At 35.1% G+C, this 23,616-nt stretch carries 12 protein-coding genes; 2 read left to right on the top strand and 10 right to left on the bottom strand.

What is annotated here, in order from left to right; all coding sequences use genetic code 11:
- From AC1Q5Z_RS15420 to AC1Q5Z_RS15405, 4 genes are all read right to left on the bottom strand, one after another.
- Positions 1–1,236, bottom strand: a complete 1,236-nt coding sequence (locus AC1Q5Z_RS15420) for an NAD(P)/FAD-dependent oxidoreductase (RefSeq protein ID WP_492445749.1) — start codon at positions 1,234–1,236, stop codon at positions 1–3.
- Positions 1,237–1,292: 56 nt separating this feature from the next.
- A complete protein-coding gene (locus tag AC1Q5Z_RS15415; RefSeq protein ID WP_492445747.1) occupies positions 1,293–2,303 on the bottom strand; it encodes a 4-hydroxyproline epimerase in 1,011 nt (336 codons plus the stop codon).
- A 1-nt stretch (position 2,304) separates the two neighbouring features.
- Positions 2,305–3,888: an aldehyde dehydrogenase (NADP(+)) gene (locus AC1Q5Z_RS15410; RefSeq protein WP_492445746.1), complete on the bottom strand. Its 1,584-nt coding sequence runs from the start codon at positions 3,886–3,888 to the stop codon at positions 2,305–2,307.
- Between the two features lie 122 nt (positions 3,889–4,010).
- Entirely contained in the window at positions 4,011–4,925 is a 915-nt protein-coding gene (locus tag AC1Q5Z_RS15405; RefSeq protein WP_278021399.1) for a dihydrodipicolinate synthase family protein, read from the bottom strand.
- A gap of 179 nt (positions 4,926–5,104) precedes the next feature.
- Here AC1Q5Z_RS15405 and AC1Q5Z_RS15400 point away from each other — a divergent pair, with 179 nt between their 5' ends.
- Positions 5,105–5,950, top strand: a complete 846-nt coding sequence (locus tag AC1Q5Z_RS15400; protein WP_198857272.1) for an AraC family transcriptional regulator — start codon at positions 5,105–5,107, stop codon at positions 5,948–5,950.
- 794 nt (positions 5,951–6,744) lie between these two features.
- A complete protein-coding gene (locus AC1Q5Z_RS15395) occupies positions 6,745–8,754 on the top strand; it encodes a hypothetical protein (protein ID WP_492445743.1) in 2,010 nt (669 codons plus the stop codon).
- Between the two features lie 171 nt (positions 8,755–8,925).
- Here AC1Q5Z_RS15395 and AC1Q5Z_RS15390 read toward each other — a convergent pair whose 3' ends face one another.
- From AC1Q5Z_RS15390 to AC1Q5Z_RS15365, 6 genes are all read right to left on the bottom strand, one after another.
- A complete protein-coding gene (locus AC1Q5Z_RS15390) occupies positions 8,926–11,874 on the bottom strand; it encodes an FAD-binding and (Fe-S)-binding domain-containing protein (protein ID WP_492445742.1) in 2,949 nt (982 codons plus the stop codon).
- Between the two features lie 180 nt (positions 11,875–12,054).
- Positions 12,055–14,352, bottom strand: a complete 2,298-nt coding sequence (locus AC1Q5Z_RS15385) for an aminotransferase class III-fold pyridoxal phosphate-dependent enzyme (protein ID WP_492445740.1) — start codon at positions 14,350–14,352, stop codon at positions 12,055–12,057.
- 188 nt (positions 14,353–14,540) lie between these two features.
- Entirely contained in the window at positions 14,541–16,676 is a 2,136-nt protein-coding gene (locus AC1Q5Z_RS15380) for a beta-galactosidase (protein WP_492445739.1), read from the bottom strand.
- Positions 16,677–16,712: 36 nt separating this feature from the next.
- Positions 16,713–18,719 carry an MGH1-like glycoside hydrolase domain-containing protein gene (locus tag AC1Q5Z_RS15375; protein WP_492445737.1) on the bottom strand — a complete coding sequence of 669 codons (2,007 nt, stop codon included), beginning with the start codon at positions 18,717–18,719 and terminating at the stop codon, positions 16,713–16,715.
- A gap of 134 nt (positions 18,720–18,853) precedes the next feature.
- On the bottom strand, positions 18,854–20,353 hold the full coding sequence (locus tag AC1Q5Z_RS15370; protein WP_488754647.1) for a RagB/SusD family nutrient uptake outer membrane protein: 1,500 nt from the start codon (positions 20,351–20,353) through the stop codon (positions 18,854–18,856).
- A gap of 22 nt (positions 20,354–20,375) precedes the next feature.
- On the bottom strand, positions 20,376–23,498 hold the full coding sequence (locus tag AC1Q5Z_RS15365; RefSeq protein ID WP_492445735.1) for a SusC/RagA family TonB-linked outer membrane protein: 3,123 nt from the start codon (positions 23,496–23,498) through the stop codon (positions 20,376–20,378).
- Positions 23,499–23,616 lie beyond the last annotated feature (118 nt).

The raw sequence follows: 23,616 nt of genomic DNA, 5'->3' as shown, positions 1-23,616 counted from the left end.
TTATATTTGGAATCTGTCAATAGCTACAGAAACAGGTTTGCCAGAAATAATCTCTGTTACGATTTTTCCTGTTGCTGGTGCGAGACTTAATCCCATCATGGCATGCCCTGTTGCTAATGTCAAATTTACGATTTTTTTATCTTTAGCAATAATTGGCATTCCCGTTGGCGTACAAGGTCTGAACCCAAACCAAGTATCTTCTTGCTTTGGCATTTCGACTTTCATATCAGGATAAAAATCGTTAATGCTGTTTATGATTCCCTGAAGCCTGTTTGCGTTTATTTTATTGTCTTTGGTATGTGTAATTTCCATCGTTCCTCCAAATCTTATGTCATTTGCCATTGGAGTCACGGCCACTTTTCCTTCACATAAAATAGATGGAATACTTGGTTTCTGGGTTTTGTCTTTTAATGTAAAACTATATCCTTTTCCTGGTAAAATTGAAATCGAAATATTTAGTTTTTTGGCCAAAAAAGGGCTCCAAGATCCTGATGCCAAGACCACTTCATCAGCTCTAAAGAGTCCCTTATTGGTTACTATTTTTTCTATTTTATTTCTTTCTAAAACAAAATCTTTAACGCTCGTTTGAGAATGAATTTCGACTTTTAAACGAGCCAATTCTTGTTTGATGAAAGTCATAAATTTTTGAGGATACAAATGTGCATCGTTTTTATAATGAACTCCTCCAATTACATTTGTATTGGTTCCTTTTTCTAAAAGCGCGACTTCAGATTTTGACAGATAATCTACTTCCAACCCTAAACGTTCTGCTTCTTTTCCTTCATGATGCATTTCTTCTCCTACTTTATCGCTTTTATAAAGCATTAAAAGTCCTTTTTCTTCGTAAAAAAAAGAATTATTCTCTTTAGCAAAATCCTGATAAAGCTCTTTACTCAAAAGAGAAAGATCTCGTAAAGCGGGCATTGCATTTTCTACATGACGTAAATTGGCATGTTTATAAAACTGCATTCCCCAATTTATTAAATCTTTGTTCAAACGTGGTTTTACATAAAACGGACTGCGGCTATCGAACATCCATTTTATTCCTTGTGCTATCATGCCAGGCTGCGCGAGCGGTATAATATGTGAAGGCACAATCATACCTGCATTTCCGTACGAACAGCCATTGTTCATATCAGATTCGTCAAATACGCTCACCTCATAACCTTCTTTTGCAAGATAATAAGCAGAACATAAGCCAATAATTCCGCCGCCTATAACAGCTACTTTTTTCATAAATTTTAATTCGTTAAGAGTTTTTTAAACTTCTAGTTATACTATAAATTAATTCATTAAATAACCTGAAATCCAAATGCATATGGATCGTCATTTTCATCAATTATAATATTATTATATCCGTATACTTTTGCCCAACCTTGAATACTTGGAACAATAGCTGGAATATCTCCAATAGAAGTTTCTTCTACGACTTTACCAATAAACTTACTTCCAATATAACTTTCGTGAATAAACTCTTCCCCTTTTTTCAATTTTCCTTTTGCGTGCAATTGTGCCATTCGGGCCGATGTTCCTGTTCCGCACGGCGAACGGTCGATTGCTTTATCTCCATAAAAAACAGCATTTCTGCCTGAAGATGTAGGATCTATTGGCGTTCCTGTCCATAACATATGCGACACATCTCGAATGGTATCATTCTGTGGATGAATGAAATAATCAGGATATTTTTCATTAATCTTTTTGCGCACTTCCTGACTGTATTGAATAATTTTACTCGCTGTATAATCCTGAACACCAGAAAAATTCTTCTGCGGATCGACAATCGCGTAATAATTTCCTCCATAAGCCACATCAAAAACAATCTCACCCAATTCTTCACAATCAATAGTAAGACCTTCGGCTGCTAGATACGATTTTACGTTGGTCAGACGTACCCAATCTACCTTTTTGCCAGTTTGCTGATATTCTATATGCACTAAACCTGCAGGAGCTTCCATTTTTATAATACCTGGAGTTTTTGGCCTTACCAATCCTTCCTCAACAGCAATTGTGATGGTTCCAATTGTTCCGTGTCCGCACATTGGCAGACAGCCAGAAGTTTCTATAAACAAAATTCCAACATCGTTTGCAGGATCGCTTGGCGGATACAAAATGCTTCCGCTCATCATATCATGTCCTCTTGGTTCAAACATTAATCCTTTACGAATCCAGTCATATTCTTTTAAAAAATGCTGCCGTTTTTCGCTCATCGAATTACCTTGTAGATTTGGTCCGCCACCGGCAACAACCCGAACTGGATTTCCGCACGTATGAGCATCTACGCAAAAAAAAGTTTTCTTTACCATTTTATATTTGAGATAGTGTTAGTTTATTATTTATTGTACGAACAATTTGTAATGGATTCTCATTTTGCAATTCAGCAGGCAGCAATTCGTTTGGCCAATTCTGATAACTTAATGGTCTAACCCATCTATAAACCGCGTGTATTCCTACGGCGGTATAACGTGAATCTGACGATGCAGGATAAGGCCCGCCATGAAGCATTGAAGCACAAACCTCAACTCCTGTTGGCACGCCATTGTATATTAAGCGACCTACGCGATTCTGTAAAGCGGCAATTATTCCTTTGTGCTTGTCAATTTCGTTCTCTTCACTTATAATTGTTCCTGTCAGCTGTCCTTCCAGTTTTGAAATAACTTCTATTAATTCCGTCTCATTTTCACATTCAATCAAAATAGAAAATGGACCAAAAACTTCGTTATGCAATATTTTATTCTCTAAAAACTTTTTTCCATCAACCTTTAAAACTGTTGGAATGCCATGATTTGGAATTGTTTCTCCTTTAAACTGAGCGATTTTCGAAATCCCGTTCTGTTCTTCTATTTTTGAAATTCCGTTATTAAAATCAGCATAAATAGAAGGATGCAACATACAGCCCGGCTGAGTTTTTTCAATGGCTTGATTTAGGTTCTCTTCAAATTCTTTTAATTCTTCACCTCTTAAAGCTAATAATAATCCTGGATTGGTACAAAATTGTCCCGCTCCTAAAGTGATCGAATTTGCATAGGCTGTTGCCCATTTTTGACTGTTTTTTTTCAATGCATTAGGCAAAAGCACTACCGGATTTATACTTCCCATTTCGGCAAATACCGGAATTGGCTCTGGACGCTGTGCAGCCAGATCGCATAAAGCACGGCCACCTTTTATACTTCCTGTAAAACCAACACCTTTTATTAACGGATGTTTTACCAAACTCGTTCCGAGCGTTCTTCCATCTCCTATAAGATTAGAAAAAACGCCTTCGGGCATATTGGTTTTCTGAGCCGCTTTTATAATAGCCGAAGCGACCATTTCGCCTGTTCCTATATGCATGGAATGGCTTTTTACAATAACCGGACAACCCGCAGCCAAAGCCGAAGCTGTGTCTCCTCCGCTTGTAGAGAATGCAAAAGGAAAGTTACTCGACCCGAAAACTACAATTGGTCCTAGAGGAACTAACATTTTGCGCAAATCTTCTTTTGGTGCAGGTTGTCTGTCAATTATTGCTGTATCTATTGTTGCTTGAACCCAATTTCCTTCTGTAAGCATTTCGGCAAAGGCTCTTAATTGACCAATCATTCGACCGCGTTCACCTTCCGCCCTGCCTCTCGGATAACCCGATTCGGTACAGTATTGTTCAAAAAGAGTATCTCCCAAAGCTAAAATTTCATCAGCAATTGCGTTTAAGAATTTAGCTTTTTCAATTCCTGAATATTTTTTATAACTCGAAAATGCTTGATTGGCTAAAGTAACTGCTTCCTCAATTTCATCCTGAGTTGCTTCTGTAAAAACCCAAGGATTTTCTTTGTTCAATAACGGATTAAACGTTTTCAATATTTTTGAACCACTCGCTTTTAGCTGGCTTCCTATATAATTTTTTCCTGTAATCATGTTTTTGTCTAATAAATGAAATGTATTGAAGTCACAGTTCTTAGTTATAGCCTCAGTAAAGAATTCCCTAACAATTCTCACTGAGACTGATAACCAAAAGAGCCAATCTTAGCAATAAGATGCTATAAATTTTTGTAATCTGGCAAAGTTGGTCTTGTTCTTAGTCCTTCGGCAATAATGGCAAGAACTCTTTCTCTTTCTGCCCCTTGCAATGGCAATCTTGGAGCACGGACATTTTCAGTTCCAATTCCTGTTGCTACTTCTGCTAATTTTATATTTTGAACTAAAAATGAATTAATATCCAATTCTAACAAAGGCAAAAACCATCTGTAAATTTTTAGAGCTTCATCGATTCTTCCGGCTTTAGCCAATTTATAAATGGCTACTGTTTCTGCAGGAAAAGCACAAACTAATCCAGAAACCCATCCATCAGAGCCCATTAATAAACTTTCTAATGCTAATGTGTCCACTCCAGATAATATTTTTAAGCGATCCCCAAATCGGTTAATCATTCTTGTAACGTTAGAAATATCTCTTGTAGATTCTTTTACTGCTTGAATATTATCGAATTTTAATAACTCTTCAAACATATCTAACGAAACTTCTATTTTATAATCAACTGGATTGTTGTAAACCATAATAGGAAGTTTTGTACTTTTTGCCACTTCACTATAAAAAGCAACCGTTTCAAAATCAGATGCTTTATAACGCATTGGAGGAAGCATCATTAATCCTTTTGCTCCATCTTGTTCCGCTTTATTAGCCGCTAAAATGGCTCCCTTTGTAGTTTGCTCTGCAATATTCATTATTACAGGCACTTTGTTTTCTGTAAGTGAAACGGTATGTTGTACTAATTCTCTTTTTTCTTCTTCCAAAAGTGTACTGGCTTCACCCAAAGTGCCTCCTAAAATAATCCCTGACACCCCAGCATCTAATTGTGCCTTCATATTAACTTCAAACATTTTGAAGTCTAATTTATCATCTGCAGTAAATTTTGTAGTTACCGCCGGCATCACGCCATTCCATTCAATGCTCATAATTTTAATTTTTTATTTAAGCCAAAATTATCTAGAAACGACAGAGCTAAGCTTTCAAAAATTACCACAAAATGATATTATATTACCCTATATAATGACAAATACCAAAAAATAGAACATTATAGCATCATTTTTTTGATCAAATGCAATATATTTGATAGTAACTAACTAACCACTATATGAAAGTTTTTCCATTCAAAATTCCAAAATCTGGAGAAGATCCCCTTATTTATCAGGAAGATATAGAAGTATCATTTTATGATAAACTGCACCAGCATGAAGAAATTCAAATTAGTTTTATAGAAAAAGGAGAAGGAGCCGTTTTTGCCGGCGATACTATTTCGCAATATCGCGAGGGCGATATATTGGTAATTGGAAGCAATCTGCCCCATGTATTTAGAAGTGATGTTCAAGAAAATGTAATTTCTGTAATGCGAACTTTATTCTTTACTTTCAATTCGTTTGGGAAAGATTTTTTTGAATTATCTACTTTCCGAAATATTCATCCTATTTTAGAAAGCAGCAAAAATGGATTTATCATTCACAACGCACCAAAAAAAGTAGTCAAATATTTTAAGAAGTTACGAAAAGCTGACAGTTATACACGATTTATATTATTTCTTGATATTCTAAAATGGCTCTCAACATCTGAAACTACTCCGCTTTCTAATTATTTATATCAAAAGAAAATAACTGATAATGAAGGGAAAAGAATGCAGATTGTGTTTGAATATGTTATGACTAATTTTCATAAAAACATAACGCTTGATGAAATTGCTTCGATAGCCAGTATGACCAAAAATGCTTTTTGTCGGTATTTTAAAGTCCGGACAAACAAATCTTTTTTTCAGTTTCTAATTGAAGTGCGCATTGAGAGAGCTGCAAAATTATTATCTAATAATGAGGAACTCTCTGTTTTGGAAATTGCCGAATTATGCGGCTTCAATAATATTTCTAATTTTAATCGAAAGTTTAAAGAATTAAAACAGCTTTCTCCTTTGCAATATAGAAAGCTGAATTTGTAATTATTCATTAATCAATATTTGCAGCTATACGATTCGTAGACAAACTGTTGTTCTACAGACATTCTTTGGGCTAAAAAAAGCTGTTTAATCTCATTATTTATAAATGAGATCAAACATGCTTATTCCTAATACAATAGCGTAAAAAGCAAACTGGTATGGTCGAAAAATAGGGTGAAGAAAAAAATGCAAAAGTTTTACCATTTTTTTTGTGATACTATATTATCCATTTCTTGATTAAATAATGCTTACAAGCATCAAAATTCTAAATCATTTATTTGAAATTACTATCAATAAATTACTATTAGAAGAAAATAAAATTAAGTTACCTATTCTCCAATTAGACAATTTACATTCTGTGTATATATTATCCTCTTTGCTTTTCACATTGTTTAAAATCATCTCTCTTTTTTACCTCCAATTAAAAAAAACTAGTAGGTACTGGTATGTAAAATTTAAGAACATTTATACTTTTGGATCTCGCATTTATCTATATTATCCAAACAATTTGCACGAGCTCAAAACATTTTTTTTTGGGTTACAAAATAGAATAAAAGACAAAAAACTAACGAAAAACTCAATTATTAACCTTGAAAACCAAACGAAGAAGCATGAATTATTAACTCAACAAGCATAAGAACCGAGCCGAATGTCTCGCAAAAAATAGCACTAACATTCTAAGACGAAAAAAGAGCATTTCTGAGGTCAACAATTTACCTGTGCTACCTACAGCATTATTCTGTAAAGCATAAAAAACTACACAACACACAACACAACAAATACAAAAAACAAACGCAATGAAGCTATTTTCTGAAAAAAAACGCAAACCTTTTTTACTTACTCTTACTGCATTATTTTTTATTAGCAATATTGCATTTTCTCAAGACGATCAGCGATGGCAAATTAATAGCGATGGCACAATTTCTTGGCAAATAAACAATGCTATTCCGCATGATGACCATATCGAAATGAGCAGTAAAAAAGTCTCGTGCGTTTTAAGATACGGCGTAGCGGCAGATGGTTCTTTTCATGCTACTCGAAGTTTGATCTGGCCAATGCTCAGAACTGTTCCTAACAATACACATGCAAGTTTTACACGTCAATTTGCTCAAGATGCTTTTGATCTTGTAACTGTAAATTACAAACCTATTACGGGAGAGAAAACAATTTCGATAACTCTTAACGGAACATTATTAATTAAAAGTAAAACCAATGCTCTTGAACTTACTAGACAATTTTTTCCTTCTACAGCATTGGCAGGTTACAATGAAATTTACACTATTAAAAACACTTCTGAAAAAAACTCTATCGTAGAAATTCCAAAATCAAATACGATTTATACTTCAGATCCTACAAAAGGAACAGAAGGCAGTTACAAAGTTCAGGTGCAATTATTTAATGACGGAACTTTTAACCTAAAGCCCAACGAAAGTGTTACTTTTTCTGTTTTTTATTCTGGCGTTAAAACAAGCGAATCTATTCCTACTGTAAATGCCGAAGAAGAAAAAAACAAACGCATTGACTTAATCCGTGAAATTTGGAGCAAATTAATTTTGGAAACACCAGATCAAGTTTTAAATACTGAATTTGCTTTCGCGAAAATCAGAGCGGCTGAAAGTATTTTTGAAACCAAAAACGGTCCAATGCACGGTCCTGGAGGAGAATCGTATTATGCTGCAATCTGGGCAAACGATCAGGCCGAATATGTTGGTCCGTTCTTTCCTTATTTGGGGTATGAGTATGGAAATCAAGCTTCATTGAATGCTTATCTGCAATTTGCAAAATTCATAAACAAAGACTACAAACCGATTCCGAGTTCTATTGTTGCAGAAGGAACGGATATTTGGGCAGGCGCAGGAGATCGTGGTGATGGCGCAATGATTGCTTATGGAGCAGCTCGTTACGCACTTTCAAGAGGAAATGTAGATGAAGCAAAACAATTATGGCCATTAATAGAATGGTGTTTGGAATATTGTCACAGAAAAATAAATGCTGAGGGCGTTGTCGCTTCAGATTCTGATGAACTAGAAGGACGTTTACCCGCTGGAAAAGCCAACCTTAATACTTCTTCTCTGTATTATGATGCATTAAACTCAGCAATTTATTTAGGTAAGGTTTTAGGAAAAAATGAAAGCCTGCTTAAAATCTATAAAACCGAAGCTGAGAAATTAAAGACTGCAATTGAGAACTATTTTGGCGCTAAAGTCGAAGGTTTTGAAACCTACAAATATTATAAAGAAAATGATGTTTTAAGAGCTTGGATTTGCACACCGCTTACTATGGGAATTTATGATCGAAAAGATGGAACTATAGATGCTTTATTTTCTCCTAGATTATGGACTAAAGATGGTTTGGCAAGTATAGCGGGAGATAAAATATTTTGGGATCGATCTACTTTATATGCTTTAAGAGGAGTTCTTGCTGCTGGCGAAACAGATAAAGCACTTGATTTTTTACATTATTATTCTAACCGACGTTTATTGGGCGATCACGTTCCATACCCTGTAGAAGCGTATCCAGAAGGCGATCAGCGTCATCTTTCGGCTGAAAGCGGTTTATATTGCAGAATTTTTACAGAAGGATTATTCGGAATTCGTCCAACTGGTTTGCGCAGTTTCGATTTTACGCCACGTCTTCCTAAAAATTGGTCTATTATGAAACTGAAGGGCATTCATGCTTTTGAATGCGATTTTGATATTACAGTTGAAAGAGCTGGCAAAAATCTAAGGTTAAAAATAACTGATGGGAAAAAGCTAGCAATCAATAAAGTTATTAAAGATGGTACGACGATAAATATTAAGTTATAATTTTTTTTGAATTATTGTTTTTTAATACAAGCCTCCAAAATACATTTTTGGAGGTTTGCTTTTTTAAAATAGTCTTTTACTCAGATATAGCACATTTCATTCGTAAAGTATAGCTGAAAAGACGTACGGTAGATCGTGTCTTTAGAATATTGGGACAATAATAGCAAATCTCTATTTCAAAGCCTTAAATAATATTTCCACAGGATGCTGTGCCTTTCGTCCTGTTCCATCTGCAATTTGATGTCTGCAACTTGTTCCTGGAGCAGCAATTAAAGTAACACTTTCTTCTGCCCTAATTATTGGAAACAAAACCAATTCACCAATTTTCATCGAAATATCATAATGCTCTTTTTCATAACCAAACGAACCTGCCATTCCGCAACAACCACTTGGGATATTTAAAACAGTATAGTTCTTTGGCAATGAAAGTATCTTTTTAAGTGGCACTAAAGACGATAAACTTTTCTGAAAACAATGTCCATGCATACGCACTCTTTCTGTCTTTTCTGTAAAACTAGTAGGAGAAATACGCTTAGCTTCCAATTCTTTAGCTAAAAACTCTTCAATTAAAAAAGTTTTCGTTGCAAATTGTTTTGCTTTTTCTTTGAGATCGCCACGACACAAATCAGGATATTCATCACGAAATGAAAGTATTGCAGAAGGTTCAATTCCAATTAAAATTCCATCAGTTGGAATTGCTGCTTCAAAGTCTTTTGTATTTTGTTCTGCAATTTCTCGTGCTTCTTTTAGCATTCCTTTTGATAAATAAGTTCTTCCGCTTATTCCAATTTTAGGAATCTCAACCTTATAACCTAATCTGTTTAAAAGTTTTACAGCGGTTTGTCCTATTTCGACATCAAAATAATTCAGAAATTCATCATTATACAAATACACAATTCCATTATTAAAATCACCAATTTGGCTATAGCTTTTCATCCATTTGCCAAAAGTAATTTTATGCATTAAAGGCAATTGTCTTTCTAGGGCAAAACCAGTTCCTCTTTTAATCCAATTTCCTAGAATTCCTTTCGCAGATAAATTATATAGCCACGGAGCTGAGGCGAATAATTGATTTATTTTTGGCGTATTTCCAATTAGTTTAGATCTAAATTTTACTCCGTTTTTATCCTGATACTGCTGTAAAGTTTCGGCTTTCAATTTTGCCATATCCACATTTGAAGGACATTCAGATTTGCATCCTTTACAGCTTAAACATAAATCCAAAACGTCAAGCAAATTTTCATCATCAAACCGATTTGCTTTCGTTGAGTTTGTAATAGTCTCTCTAAGCATATTGGCGCGCGCTCGAGTCGTATGTTTTTCGTCTCGAGTTGCCATATAACTTGGACACATTGTTCCGCCACTTTTTTCTGTTTTTCTGCAATCTCCAGATCCGTTGCACATTTCGGCGGCACGAAGAATTCCGTTATGATCTGAAAAATCAAAATACGTTTCGGGCATTGGCGTATCTTGGCCTGCTTTATATCGCAGACTTGTGTCCATTGGTGGCGTATTCACAATTTTTCCAGGATTGAAAACACCCCAAGGATCCCAAACATTTTTTATCTGAATAAATAGCTGATAAATTTCATCTCCAAGCATCAACGGAATAAACTCTCCACGAAGTCTTCCATCACCATGTTCACCACTTAAAGAACCTTTGTATTTTTTAACCAAATGCGCTATATCTGTTGCAATAGTTCTAAAAAGAGCCGTTCCTTCTTTGGTTTTTAAATCTATAATCGGACGCAAATGCAATTCGCCAGTAGCAGCATGCGCATAATGCACACAGTTTAAATTTCTTTCTTTTAAAATCGCATTAAAATCTGCTATAAAATCAGGCAAATCATTTACGTCTACGGCTGTATCTTCAATCACCGCAACTGCTTTTGCATCTCCTGGAATATTCGATAATAAGCCTAATCCAGCTTTTCTTAATGCCCAAACTTTATTGGTATCTTCACCATACACAATTGGGAAATGATAACCTAGATTTTTAGATCGCATTAAAGCTTCCATTTCTTCTGCAATCTTCTCGATTTCTTCTTGCGAATCTCTCAAAAATTCGACAGCCAAAATAGCCTGAGGATCGCCCTTCACAAAAAAGCGATTTTTGCTTTGTTCTATATTTTCTTTGGTGCATTCTAAAATATAGTGGTCAATTAATTCTACACTATCAGGATTAAACTTCAATGCTTCAATATTCGCTTTTAAAGATTCATGAATGCTTTCGAAATGAACGCAAATCAATGCTGAAAAAGGTTTTAAAGCATCAACCAGATTTAATTTTATCGCTGTCGAAAAAAACAAAGTCCCTTCAGATCCTGCAATCAATTTACAGAAATTAAACTTTTCTGAGGAATCTATAAAAGGCGAACTATCGGCCAATAAATCTAAAGCGTAACCTGTATTTCTTCTTGGAATTGTTTTTTTAGGAAAATTGGCTTCAAATAAATTTCTATTATTTTCAGATGAAAGTATTTCTTTCGCTTGAACATAAATTGCTTGTTCTAATGTACTAACAACATTAATTCCGTTGCATTTATCTTCAAATTCAGCATTTGTTAAAGCGCCAAAAACGACTTCATTTCCATCTGCCAGAAAACCTTTTATTTCAAGAACATGTTCACGCGTTGATCCATATACAACAGAACGTGCTCCACAGGCATTATTTCCAACCATTCCGCCAATCATGCAGCGATTACTGGTAGAAGTTTCTGGTCCGAAAAAAAGTCCGTGCGATTTCAAATAAAGATTCAGTTCATCGCGAATTACACCTGGTTCAACCCAAGCCGATTTCTCGCTTTGATTTACCGAAATAATCTTAGTAAATTCTTGTGAAATATCTACAACAATGCCATTTCCAACTACTTGCCCTGCAAGCGAAGTTCCGGCTGCACGCGGAATAATACTGCTTTTGTTTTCTTTAGCAAAAAGAATAATTTTTTGAATGTCTTCTTTCGTTTTCGGAACTGCCACAGCCAAAGGCATTTCTTTGTAAGCGCTTGCATCAGTGGCATAAAGCAGACGCATCGTATGATCGTAAAATAATTTGCCCTCTAATTCCTTTTCTAAACCTTCGAGTTTAGAAGAAATCTTTGGAAGGATATTATTATTCATTTTTATCTCTTGTTAACTATTGTTTTAACACACAGAAAAATAGATTCTTATTTCTAAAAACGGCAACAAAAATAGACTCATTTTTTCACATAGTCCCGATAGCTATCGAGATGCTTGCATGTTAAGCGAAACGCATCTTCTTGTAAAATAAAAATCTATTTTTCTGTGTATTAAAAAAAACTATAATTCGCTTAATGCGACATCTAATAATTCAACCAATTCATCAGCATTTTGTTTGTTGAATGGCATTGGCGGTTTTATCTTTAAAACATTATGCAAAGGTCCGTCTGTACTCAACAAATAGCCTTTTGCTTTTAGTTTTTCAACAACAATATCAATTTCAGGAATAGCCGGTTCCATCGTAATTCTGTCTTTTACCATTTCTGCACCAATAAACAAACCATGCCCTCGAACATCACTTATAATTGGGTATTTGGCCATTAAGCCTTTTAATCCATCCATCAAGTAATTTCCAGTTTCTAGAGCATGCTTTTGCATTTCTTCTTCTTGAATTACATCTAAAACTGCCAATCCTGTTGTCATTGAAACAGGATTTCCTCCGAAGGTATTGAAATATTCTAATCCGTTGTTAAAGGCTTCTGCAATTTCCTCAGTAACAATCACAGCTGCAAGCGGATGTCCGTTTCCTATTGGTTTTCCTAAAACAACAATATCAGGAACGACATTTTGCAATTCGAATCCCCAGAAATGATTTCCAATTCTTCCAAATCCAACTTGAACTTCGTCTGCAATACAAACACCTCCTGCGGCACGAACATATTGATAAACTGTTTTAAGATAATTTTCTGGCAACGGAATTTGTCCTCCAACTCCCAACAAAGTTTCGCAAATAAATACTGCTGGCGCTTTGTCTTCGTTTTTTAAATCTTCAATAATTCTTTGCACATCAGCAGCATATTTTTCTCCGGCCTCAATATCTCCATATTTATACGGTCCACGATACAAATCTGGATTAATTGCTTTATGAATCCAAGGCATTTGCCCTGAACCGCCTTTGCTGTCAAATTTATACGGACTCATTTCCATTGCAACTGTCGAAGTTCCGTGGTAGGCATGATCTAAAACAATAATATCCTTTTGTTTGGTATAATGACGACTCATGCGAATAGCCAAATCATTGGCTTCACTTCCTGAATTAACAAAATAACAAACGCTAAGTTTTTCTGGTAAAGTTGCAGTTAGTTTTTCTGCATATTCTGTAATCGCATCATTCAAATATCTCGTATTGGTATTTAAAGTTGCAATTTGCTTTTGCATTTTTCTAACAACAACGGGATGACAATGGCCAACATGCGAAGGATTATTTACGCAATCAACAAAAGTTCTTCCTTTATCATCATATAAATATTGCAAAGCTCCTTTTACAATTTTTAGTTTGTCTTTGTAACCAATACTCAGGTTTCTGCCTATTTTCTTTTTTCTGATTTCAAGCAATTCTGAGTAATCATCATTTGTAATTAACCCTTCAAAACCACAAGCTCTTCTAAACGCATCTTGCGCCTTGATCGGGTTAATTTTTATTAGTTTATATAATAAATCCCAAGCTGGTTTTTCAGTAATAAAATGATGTTCGTTGTTACTGTCTAATGAAGCATTATAAGCCGATTGCGTTACGCTAATACAAAGTCTTCCTGCGATTAAATAATACAATAAATCTAATTCCTGCTCAGTAAGCGCATATGAATGATGATATCCTTCAACAATTTTTACCGCTACAGCCAATGGATCTTCTTCGTCTAACATTGCATAAGTACAGGCAATTGCCAAATTATTGACTAAAGCTGTATAAACCATATCGCCAAAATCAATAAGTCCGCTAACACGATTTCCTTGCACTAAAACATTATAATCATTAGCATCGTTGTGAATATAAGCATGTCTCAATCGATGAATTTGCGGTGCTACTTCTGTATCAAACTGCAATAAAAAATAACCTGCAATACGCCTTCTTTCGTGATTTAGAATGTGTTTCAAATTATCGCTTGCTTCGCTAGCTTTACTAATATCCCAAGTATAATTTCGATGCATTGCAGGATGCGAAAAATCAGCCAAAGCACGATCCATGTTACCCAAAAATGAACCTAAATTATAATGCAATTCAGTTGTTTTGTTTTTTTCATCTACCCAGAAAACGCCTTCTAAAAAGTTTAAAATTCGGATATAATAGGTTTGAGAATCTGTTACTATTTTTGTAAGCTCCTCTCCTTTTTTGTTGATGCAAAAATGCTGAAAACAATCTGAAATAGTGCTTTTTGTAAGATGTCTTATAATAGCCGCTTGCGCTTCTAAAAAAGGAAACGGATGACTTTCGTTGGATACTTTTAGAATGTATTTTTCATTTTTCTCATTTGATAAAAGAAAATTCAATTCATCATACCCGTTTAATGCTTTTACGGTTACGCTAAAACCGTAATGTTCTTTTACTAAATCTTGAATAATTGCTTCTGAAAAATTCATTGGTATTCTTTTAAAGTTGTTTTTTATTTTTTTTAGCCACGAATTACACGAATTGGCACTATTTTTTTTGCTGTCCCGCAAGGTCTTTTTCAGACCTTGTAGGTATTAAAGATATCTATAAACATAATTTTTTCATTTTCGTAACTATTCCTACAAGGTTTTGAAAACCTTGCAGGAATACGATATGATTATTTCCAGATAACAGCCTGAGCTGGTTCTAATGGATTTTGTCCAACTAAAATTTTACTTCCTGCAGGAATAGGCAGATTAATTGTTTCATTGGTATAATTTACCCCAACAAAAAAGCCGTCTCTCCATTCTACATAAACACCTTTTGGAAAGTTTTCGATGGCTACTTTTGCATTCTCATAAACTTTTCGAACAACTTCTCTTTCCAAATTTCCATCTTTACTTTCTGCTCCAATATAAGTAACGGTTCCTTTTCCTAGTTTTCTTGTAATTGCAGCTGCTTTTCCTTTATAAAACTGATCGGCATAAGTGGCTAAAACTTCTGTACCTTGTTTCGGATTTAAAACGTCTGCCCAAGCATTCCATTTGTAAGTATTGCTTCCAGCATTTACTGTTCCGTTTACATCTTCAACTAACATATCAAAAAATTCAACGTCAGCTCCGATTAAAGGTACAATTGGTGCATTCCAATTCGCTTCAAAAAAATGTCCGTTTTTATCCTTCTGACCTGTTCGGCAAGAAAGAATTAAATTTCCTCCATTTTCAACATATTTTGTCCATTTGTCAACCAACTTTTGATCAACTAATTGATACGCTGGCGCCACAATAAATGGATAAGCCGAAAAATCGCTTTCTTCTGTAATAAAATCCATTGGTGCACCTGTCGATTTTATTGCCGAGGTGTACGTATTTCTATGTCTCCATGTATTCCAGAATTCAGTTTGTTTTTGGTTTTCCAAATCCCAAAGATTTTCATGGCTCCATAAAAATCCTGTTTTCCTTTTTGCAATTTCCTGCGGAATCGTCGCTTTTGGATTGTATTCTTTACGAAGCAATTTCATGTCTTCGATTGACTGTACAAACTCTTTTCCTCCTGTTGATAAAGTTACTCCATCAGTTCCAACAATTCCGTCATGATACATTTCGCTGCTTCCTAGAGGATGTCTGTATCTATACGTACAAGTAAATGAACAACCTCCACCAAAAGCCTGAGAAATCCACATGTGAACAGTTCCTGGAAGCAATTGCGGATTAATACTTGCCCAGTTTACTTGTCCTGGCTGCATTTCCATAACTCCAGTAACGCCATTTATAGATCGATAATAATCATTGGCTTCCATGATTTTGTTTGGAGATCCCATTCTGAAATTCTGTCCTCCTAGCGTATTTCTTCCGCTAACTGGATACATTGTATAAGTGGCAAAATCCATTTTATCTGTTCTTCTTGGATCTGCACCATACACTACATTGGTATAATTTGTTGTTACCCATTGTTTCGGATCGATATATTTTCGAAGTGTTTCGGCTTGCAGATTTAAATATTCTGCTTGCGAATCTGCCGTATATCTTTTGAAATCCAAAACAGCGTGCGGACTTAGTTTGTCTTCAGAATAAATCTCCGCATTTGGAATTGCAATCTGCTCAAAATTATTATATCTGATACTCCAGAAACTAGCTACCCATTCGGTATTCAATTTTTCGATTGTTCCGTATTTTGCTTTAAGCCATTTCTGAAATCCTTTTTGTGCCGAAGGACTAAAATCGTCTGGTGCGCCAGGTTCATTATCTACTTGCCAGCCTATTATATTTTTATTCTTGCCGTATCTTTTTCCTAATTCAGAAACAATTTTTTCTACAAATTCTCTGTATTTTTCATTAGATACAGATTGATTCGCTCTATTTCCATGTTCTCTTCTGCGTCCATTTGCATCGACTAGATAAATCTCAGGATATTTTTCTCCCATCCAAGCTGGAGGTGTTGGCGTAGGTGTGCAAAGAATTACTTTTAGACCTGCTTTTTCTGCAATTGCCAAAGCATCATCTAGCCATTTGAAATCGTATTTTCCTTCTTCAGGCTCCATAAAAGTCCACGCAAATTCGGCAAAATGCGTAAACTCAAATCCTAGTTTTTTAATATTTTTTAAATCGCGTTCCCATTGTTCTCTCGGCCATTGTTCCGGATAATAATAAACCCCTATTTGCATTAAATCTGCCTTTGAGAAAAAACGCTGCGGATCTTTATTTTCTGAAACTATATTTTTTTTGTTTTGGGCAAAAAGAGGAATTGAATGACAGCTTGCAACAAGCAATCCTGCCATTATTAATTTTGTGAAAGATATATTGTAGTTAAACATATTTTATAGTTTTGGTATTAATGAAATGTTGGATGTTTATTTATCCTCCAAAAGCAGCATTAAATAATGCGATGCAGACCAGCTAAAATTAAAAGCTTCTAATCCTTTTCCTGTAACGGGCTGATAATTTTCTCTAATAGAAGTTCCTTTATCCACAACTCCTTCTGCATTATGAATCAGTTTATGCGCTAACTCATTTGCTTCTTTTGTATAGCCATATTTTTCTAGTCCGTTAATTCCAAAGTAGCTTTGATCCAACCAAACAGGTCCTCTCCAATAGCCATTATCTGGCTTAAATTTAGGATGATTTGCAGCCAATGTTGGTAAAGGGACAAAAGTGTTCAAACTTGCCGAATCCAGCATATTAATTTTTGCCGCTTTCACTTGTTCTGCAGAAGCGACTTCTGCCCAAATTGGACAATATCCTTCGCATCCCATTGCTTTTATCAATGTTTTTCCGTCAATGGTTGTATCATAAAACCAGCCTGTTGCAGCATCCCAAAACTGATTTTGAATTTTCATTTTTAGTGCAGCACTTTCTTCATTCCATTTTTTTGCTTCGACACTCAGTTTTAAAGCTGCTGCCATTTTACTTAAAAAGTTTTTCTCTGCAAATAAAAATGAATTCAGATCAACACTTTCCTGATCTAATGAATATGCTTTTTCTCCGTTTTTCAGAATTTTACTATCATCAAAACGAACTGCATTATCCATTCCGCTTTCCCACTTTGCCGCAATCACAGTTCCGTCTGTAGAACCAAATTCGCATAAACCATCCTGATCATGATCTCGTTCTTTGTACCACCAATTATGGTATAATTTTAACTTCGGATAAAACTCTTTTAGAAAATTAATATCCTTTGTTTTTTCATAAATTTTCCAAATTGCCCAAGCCGCAAGAGGTGCTTTTGTGTTTCGGTAATTATTTTCTTCTAGATCATTGTTTCTGTAAATGCAATCTGGAATAAAACCATTTGGCTCTTGATAATCAAATAAAGCACGCATTTGATTTTTGGCTAACTCCGAATCATAATTTGAAACTGCAACAGCGTGTTTCCAGCTGTCCCAGGCCCAAAAACCATGAAACCATTCGTAATTGTAACTCGGAAAAAGACCGCCATGTTTTAATCCTTCTGCTGCAATTCTAGTGTTGGTTTGTAATGTTAGTGCCAATTTTGCTATCAAATCAGAATAAATCTGATCTTTATAAATGGCTTTCTTTTTGGCAATTAATTGCGATAATTGCTTTTCTTTTTCTTTTTGTGTGTTGTTAAGCAGTGTATTAAAAACCGTTTTTTGCATCGTCTCGTTTTCGGTTTTCCATGAATATTGTGGAAAAATAAAACTTTGAGAAACAATTATTTCTTTTGTTTCATTTGGTTTTAAAACCAATTTTTCTGTCTGCGCTTGGTATCCTTGTTTCGAAATTTCAATTTCTAATTTTGTTTTCAAGAATTGAATGTAACCTACAGCAATACTTTTAGCAGAAGTGATTTTTAAAATATTGTTTTCATTTGATAGTTGTAAATCATCTAAAAACAAAGTTGCATTATAAGAAGGAAAAATAGTTAGTGGTTTAGCTGTTTTATTGGTAATCGCTGTTTTCTGTAAAGCCGAATGCCCTGATAAAAACACTAATTGCTGTTTTACTTCTAGTTTTTCATTTTTAAATTGCTGTTCTAAATGGCTGTTGTAGCTATTTTGTGCCACCAATGAATTTTTCCAGTTGATGATTTCTTGTTTGTTTTCGTCTTTTAGCTGTAATGAAACAAAAGAAGAACTTAACCAAACGCCATTCTGTTCAGTCATTAAGAAAGGTCCTGAAAATCCTGCTTGAATTTCTGATGGTTCTAAAAACCCAAATCCGAACCAAGCGCCTTTATCTGAAAATGCCAATGATTTTCTATCTGTGGCATTTTTTGGATCTCCTTTAAAATTGATACTGTTTTTGCCTGACTCTAAATTTGGAAAGCTCTTTTGAGACCAACCTGCCTGTATTATAAAAAAGGAAGCAAGAATAAAAAGTATGTTCTTTTTGTCCATGTTTTATGTTTGTTTTTGTTATTATTTAGATAAAGTCTTGCTCTTTTTATTGGCAAGATCGATAATCTTTAGACAAAAAGAATAGCCCAAGAAATATAGGCTATTCTTTTTTGAAATTTAAATCATTTCGAGAATTAATTCGTTTGTAATTCTGTCAATGGAATTGGATAGAAATTATTTTTTGCAGCATCAAAACCTGTTCTTCCAACAGCATCAAGCGCTTCTTTTGTTTTTCCCCAACGACGCAAATCATAAAAGCGATAATTTTCAAGAGGGAATTCTAAAATTCTTTCGTGCTCTATTTGTGCTTTTACTTCTGCTGTGGTTGTTCCTGTCATTGCTGGCATGTCTGCTCTTTCGCGAACTTTATTAATATACGGAATAGCTTCTCCTGGACGTCCTAATTCATTTAAAGCTTCGGCCTGCATTAGCAATACATTCGAATATCGCATTAAAGGAATATTGATCGCTGTAAATTCTTGATCCATTTTTTCCTGTGTACTCGGAATATATTTACGATATACTGGTTTGTCTGTATCTCCAAATTTATCATCATATGTAGTTCCTAATACCAATGGATTGCTAGGGTTATTAAAATAGGGATCTTTAAAGAAAATGGTACTGTAAAAACGTGAATCGTAGTTTCCTGTAGTCGCAATTTTTCCTTCTTTTTTGAATTCATTTACCAACATTGGACTCGGAAGAATTTCATCCCATCCGCCAAGTTCGGCAGCAGCCATCCAGTAATGAAGCGCATTACGGTAAAAAGCGCCGTTGGCTGTAGTTTCTGAAAATTGAAGTTCAAAGATCGATTCTTTTGTGTTTTTGGTTGTTCCGTCAAACATAGAAACATAATCTTTAACTAACTCGTAACCTTGTACTTTGCTAAATGCTGTAAGTGCGTCATTCAAGAAAGTTTGCTTTTGAGCTGTTTCTTCATAAGCTCTTGTTAAATATGCAAATCCTAAATAACTGTTTGCTGCACCGCTAGTTGCACGTCCTGTTTTATCTGCTGATTGTTTTGCAGGTAAAACATCGGCTACAGCTTTAAACTCGTTTATAATAAAATCCCAAGCTTCTGCACGTGTTGATAAAGGAATGTTCAAATCGCTTTCTTTAGTAACATATTTGTTTCTGATATAGATTTGATTCCAGTTAAGAATAAGTTTCATATGATAGTAAGCACGTAAAAAACGAGCTTCGGCTTCAATTTGTTTACGGTCTGCATCAGTTATTTTATCTGAAGGAACCTGTGGTAACTTATCAATAACCTGATTGGCATTACTGATTCCTCTATAATTAATTTTCCAATAACTAGTAAACTGGCTATTTCCGTTTGTGTACGTAAAAGTCGAAAGTTCTACCCAGTTTTGGTAGTTCAATGCATCGCTTCCTAATTCGTTTATGTCTTCGCGATAAGCCTCAACTGGCCATTTTACTTCGGCGAAAGCCCATTCATCAACCGCACATTCTAACTGAGAATAAGTGGCTGCTAAAGCTGATTCGGCGTCAGCTTTGTTTCTCCAGAAATTATCTGATGTAAGCTGATCAGGCGATTGCTGATCCAGATAATCATCACAACTTGCAAAAGTGAATAAACCTATAGTGGATAATATTAAAAATATCTTTTTCATGATAGTGTCTTATTAAATAGAATTAAAATATATACTGAATACCAGAAACAAATGATCTTGTAAATGGATAAACAAAACGGTCTACGCCAGTATCAATTACTGAAGCTCGTGAGAATTCAGGATCGATACCTGAGTAATTGGTGATAGTAAACAAGTTCTCGGCGCTTATATAAATTCTAAGTTTATCAATTTTTGCTTTGCCTAACATTTTGCTTGGAATAGTATACCCAAGTTGTAATTGGCGCATTCTGATGAAGTCTCCGCTTTCAAGAAAACGATCTGATTCACGACTGTTTCCGTTAGGATCTTGCAATACGGCACGTGGTATATTACTGTGATTTTCTGGTGTCCATGAATTAAGTGTAGAAGCCAGCATATTTGTTCCTGAATTCATAGACTCATAGAAATATCTGTTTCCGTTATATAATTTATTGCCCCAACCGCTTCCTATCAAAGCAGAAAAATCAAATCCTTTGTAACTTGCACCTAAGCTAAGGTTTACTTCTAGTTTTGGTAATCCTGTTCCTGCATAAGCTTTATCTTTTTCATCGATAACACCATCTCCGTTCAAATCTTTGAAACGAATGTCTCCAGGTTTAGCGTTTGGCTGTAATAAAACTCCATTTTTGTTATGAGCTGCAACTTCGTCAGCAGATTGGAAAATACCATCTGTTTTGTATAAATAGAATCCGCTAATTGGACTTCCTACGCGAGCCTGAGTTGGAAAGTGTTCGTCTCCGTATTTTAATCCTTCTCCGTAAATAGTTTGTCCGTCGTTTGCCAATTCTTCTACTCTATTTTTAAGCGTAGTAAGGTTTAATCCTGCATTATATTTAAATTCATTAACTTGATCACGGTAATTTACTTCAAATTCGAATCCGCTGTTGCTAATTTTACCTACGTTAAGAACTGGATCATCGATTCCGGCAGATGGAGCAAGTTTTTTCGTAATCAATAAGTTGTCTGTAACATTATGGTAATAGTTCATCGAACCGCTGATTTTTCCTTTTAATAGCGTATAATCGATACCGATGTTTTTAGAATCTGTAGTTTCCCATTGCAAATTTCTATTTTCTAATGCTGTTGCAATACTTCCTGGCCAAGGATTGCTTCCTATACCTTGAACATAACCGTTTCCTAAAGTATTGCCTGTTTTAATTAGTGTATTTGCAGAATAATAACCTAAAGCCGCTTCGTTACCCAATTGTCCCCAGCTTGCTCTTAATTTTAAAGTAGAAAGAATCATGTCTTTTGGAAAGAAATCTTCTTGCTCGATTTTCCATCCTAAAGCAATAGATGGGAAAGTTCCCCAACGGCTGTCTTCTCCAAATTTAGAAGAACCATCTTTTCTAACTGTTACTTGAAGTAAATAACGATCATTGTAAGAGTAATTTAACCTGCTAAAAAAAGATACTCTGTTGTATTGAAATTTTGAACCGTCGGCAGAATACGTTCCTCCTTTTCCGGCACCAATTGTTTCAAAACTAGGATCAAGAAATCCTGACGGACGATCGATAGAAACTAGTTGTCCGTTTTCTACTGTATAATCTGTTGTCTTACCTTCAACACTAACCTGATTCCAGTTTGATGCCTGACTATTAAAAGTATTACCAAGCATTAAACCAAAAACATGTTTCCCGAAGGTTTTATCAATCGTGATAATATTGTCTAATATCTGCTCATTCCAAGTAGTTCTCAATTCTGTTTGCATCGGATAAAGATGCACTTCCTTAGGATTTGCAATATAAGGTGGGAAATGAGCCGTTTGCTGGTTGTTTTTCACACGGTAAGAATAAGCCAGTTTGTATTTTAACCAAGGTGCGATGTTTGCTGTTGCTGCAATATTTGCCGTTATATCCTGTCCTATATCATTGCTTTTTCTAAAATGCTCTTCAGCAACTGGATTTGTACCTGCTGGCAAACCATTTTTATTTGACAATCCATAGCCATATTCCTCTGATGAGTCATAAACTGGAACCAAAGGAGACATTGTATATACTTCTTTTAACTGGAAATTAGGCAATGCATTTTGCGTTCCCATGTAAGCCATTTTTCCATCAATGTCAAAAATCGATTTTTTGAAACTCACTCTCGCACTACCTGTTTGCTGACCAAATTCGTTATCTATTACAATACCTTTTTGCTTTACGTAATTACCATAAAGTGCAAATTTGAAATCGCCTTGTCTTCCTTGAATTCCTAAACCATAATTTTGTGTAAGTCCAGAACGGAAAACTTCGTCCTGCCAATCTGTATTTGTATCAGACGGTGCAGTAATATAGGCTGGAAGCGGTTTTGGCGACGTTGCATATTTATTGTATTCGTCATACATTCTTTTATTAACCGTTTTGTAACCATCAGCATCTAATAAATCTAATGTTTTCGATGGGTTTGTGATACTTAAAAAAGAGCTAAAATCTACTTTTACCCCTTCTTTCTGTCCATTTTTTGTAGTAACGATAATTACACCATTGGCAGCGACAGATCCGTAAATTGCAGCTGCAGCACCATCTTTAAGAACCTCCATCGATTCTATATTTGTTGGGTTAATGGTATTGATAGATCCCTGAAATCCGTCAATAATATAAAGCGGTTCTGTTGCTCCAAATGTATTTACTCCACGAATTTTCACGCTTACAGAGGCACCTGCAACACCACCGCTTTTTTGCACATTCACCCCTGCAACTAAGCCTTGAAGTGCTTCTGCTGGACTTGTTGTCGCACGCGTTTCCAGGCTTTCTTTTTTAACGGTAGAAATGGCTCCTGTAACATTACTTTTCTTCTGCGAACCATAACCAATAATGACAACTTCATTCAGTTTATTGGTTTCTTCCTGCATAACCACATTAAGTTCTTTGCGATTATTTACCTCTTCGCTTATTCCTGTAAATCCTACATAAGAAAAAAAGATAACTGGATTTTCTAAAGTTGATGAATACACCAACGTATAATTTCCATCAATATCCGTTGCTGCATTAAATTTAGAATCTTTGATAGAAATACTTACGCCAGGCAACGTATTATTTTTATCGTCTGTAACTTTTCCTGAAATAGTCTTTTGCGCTTGCGCAAAATTGATGTTTGGTAACCACAAACATAGCAGTAAAGGAATAAAATAAAGTCTCCTAATTAGTTTTCTGTTCATTTCGGTAATGGTTTTAGTTAGTAAATTTTTAGTTGTTTTTTTTACATTTTTAGTTTTTTTTGCATGCAGATACACCTCGCCTGATAATGTTCAAAAAACATTATCAAACAAAATGTGG

This window comes from Flavobacterium sp. GW823-FHT06G12 (genome assembly GCF_058794775.1).
This window is presented reverse-complemented; position numbering and strand designations above follow the sequence as displayed.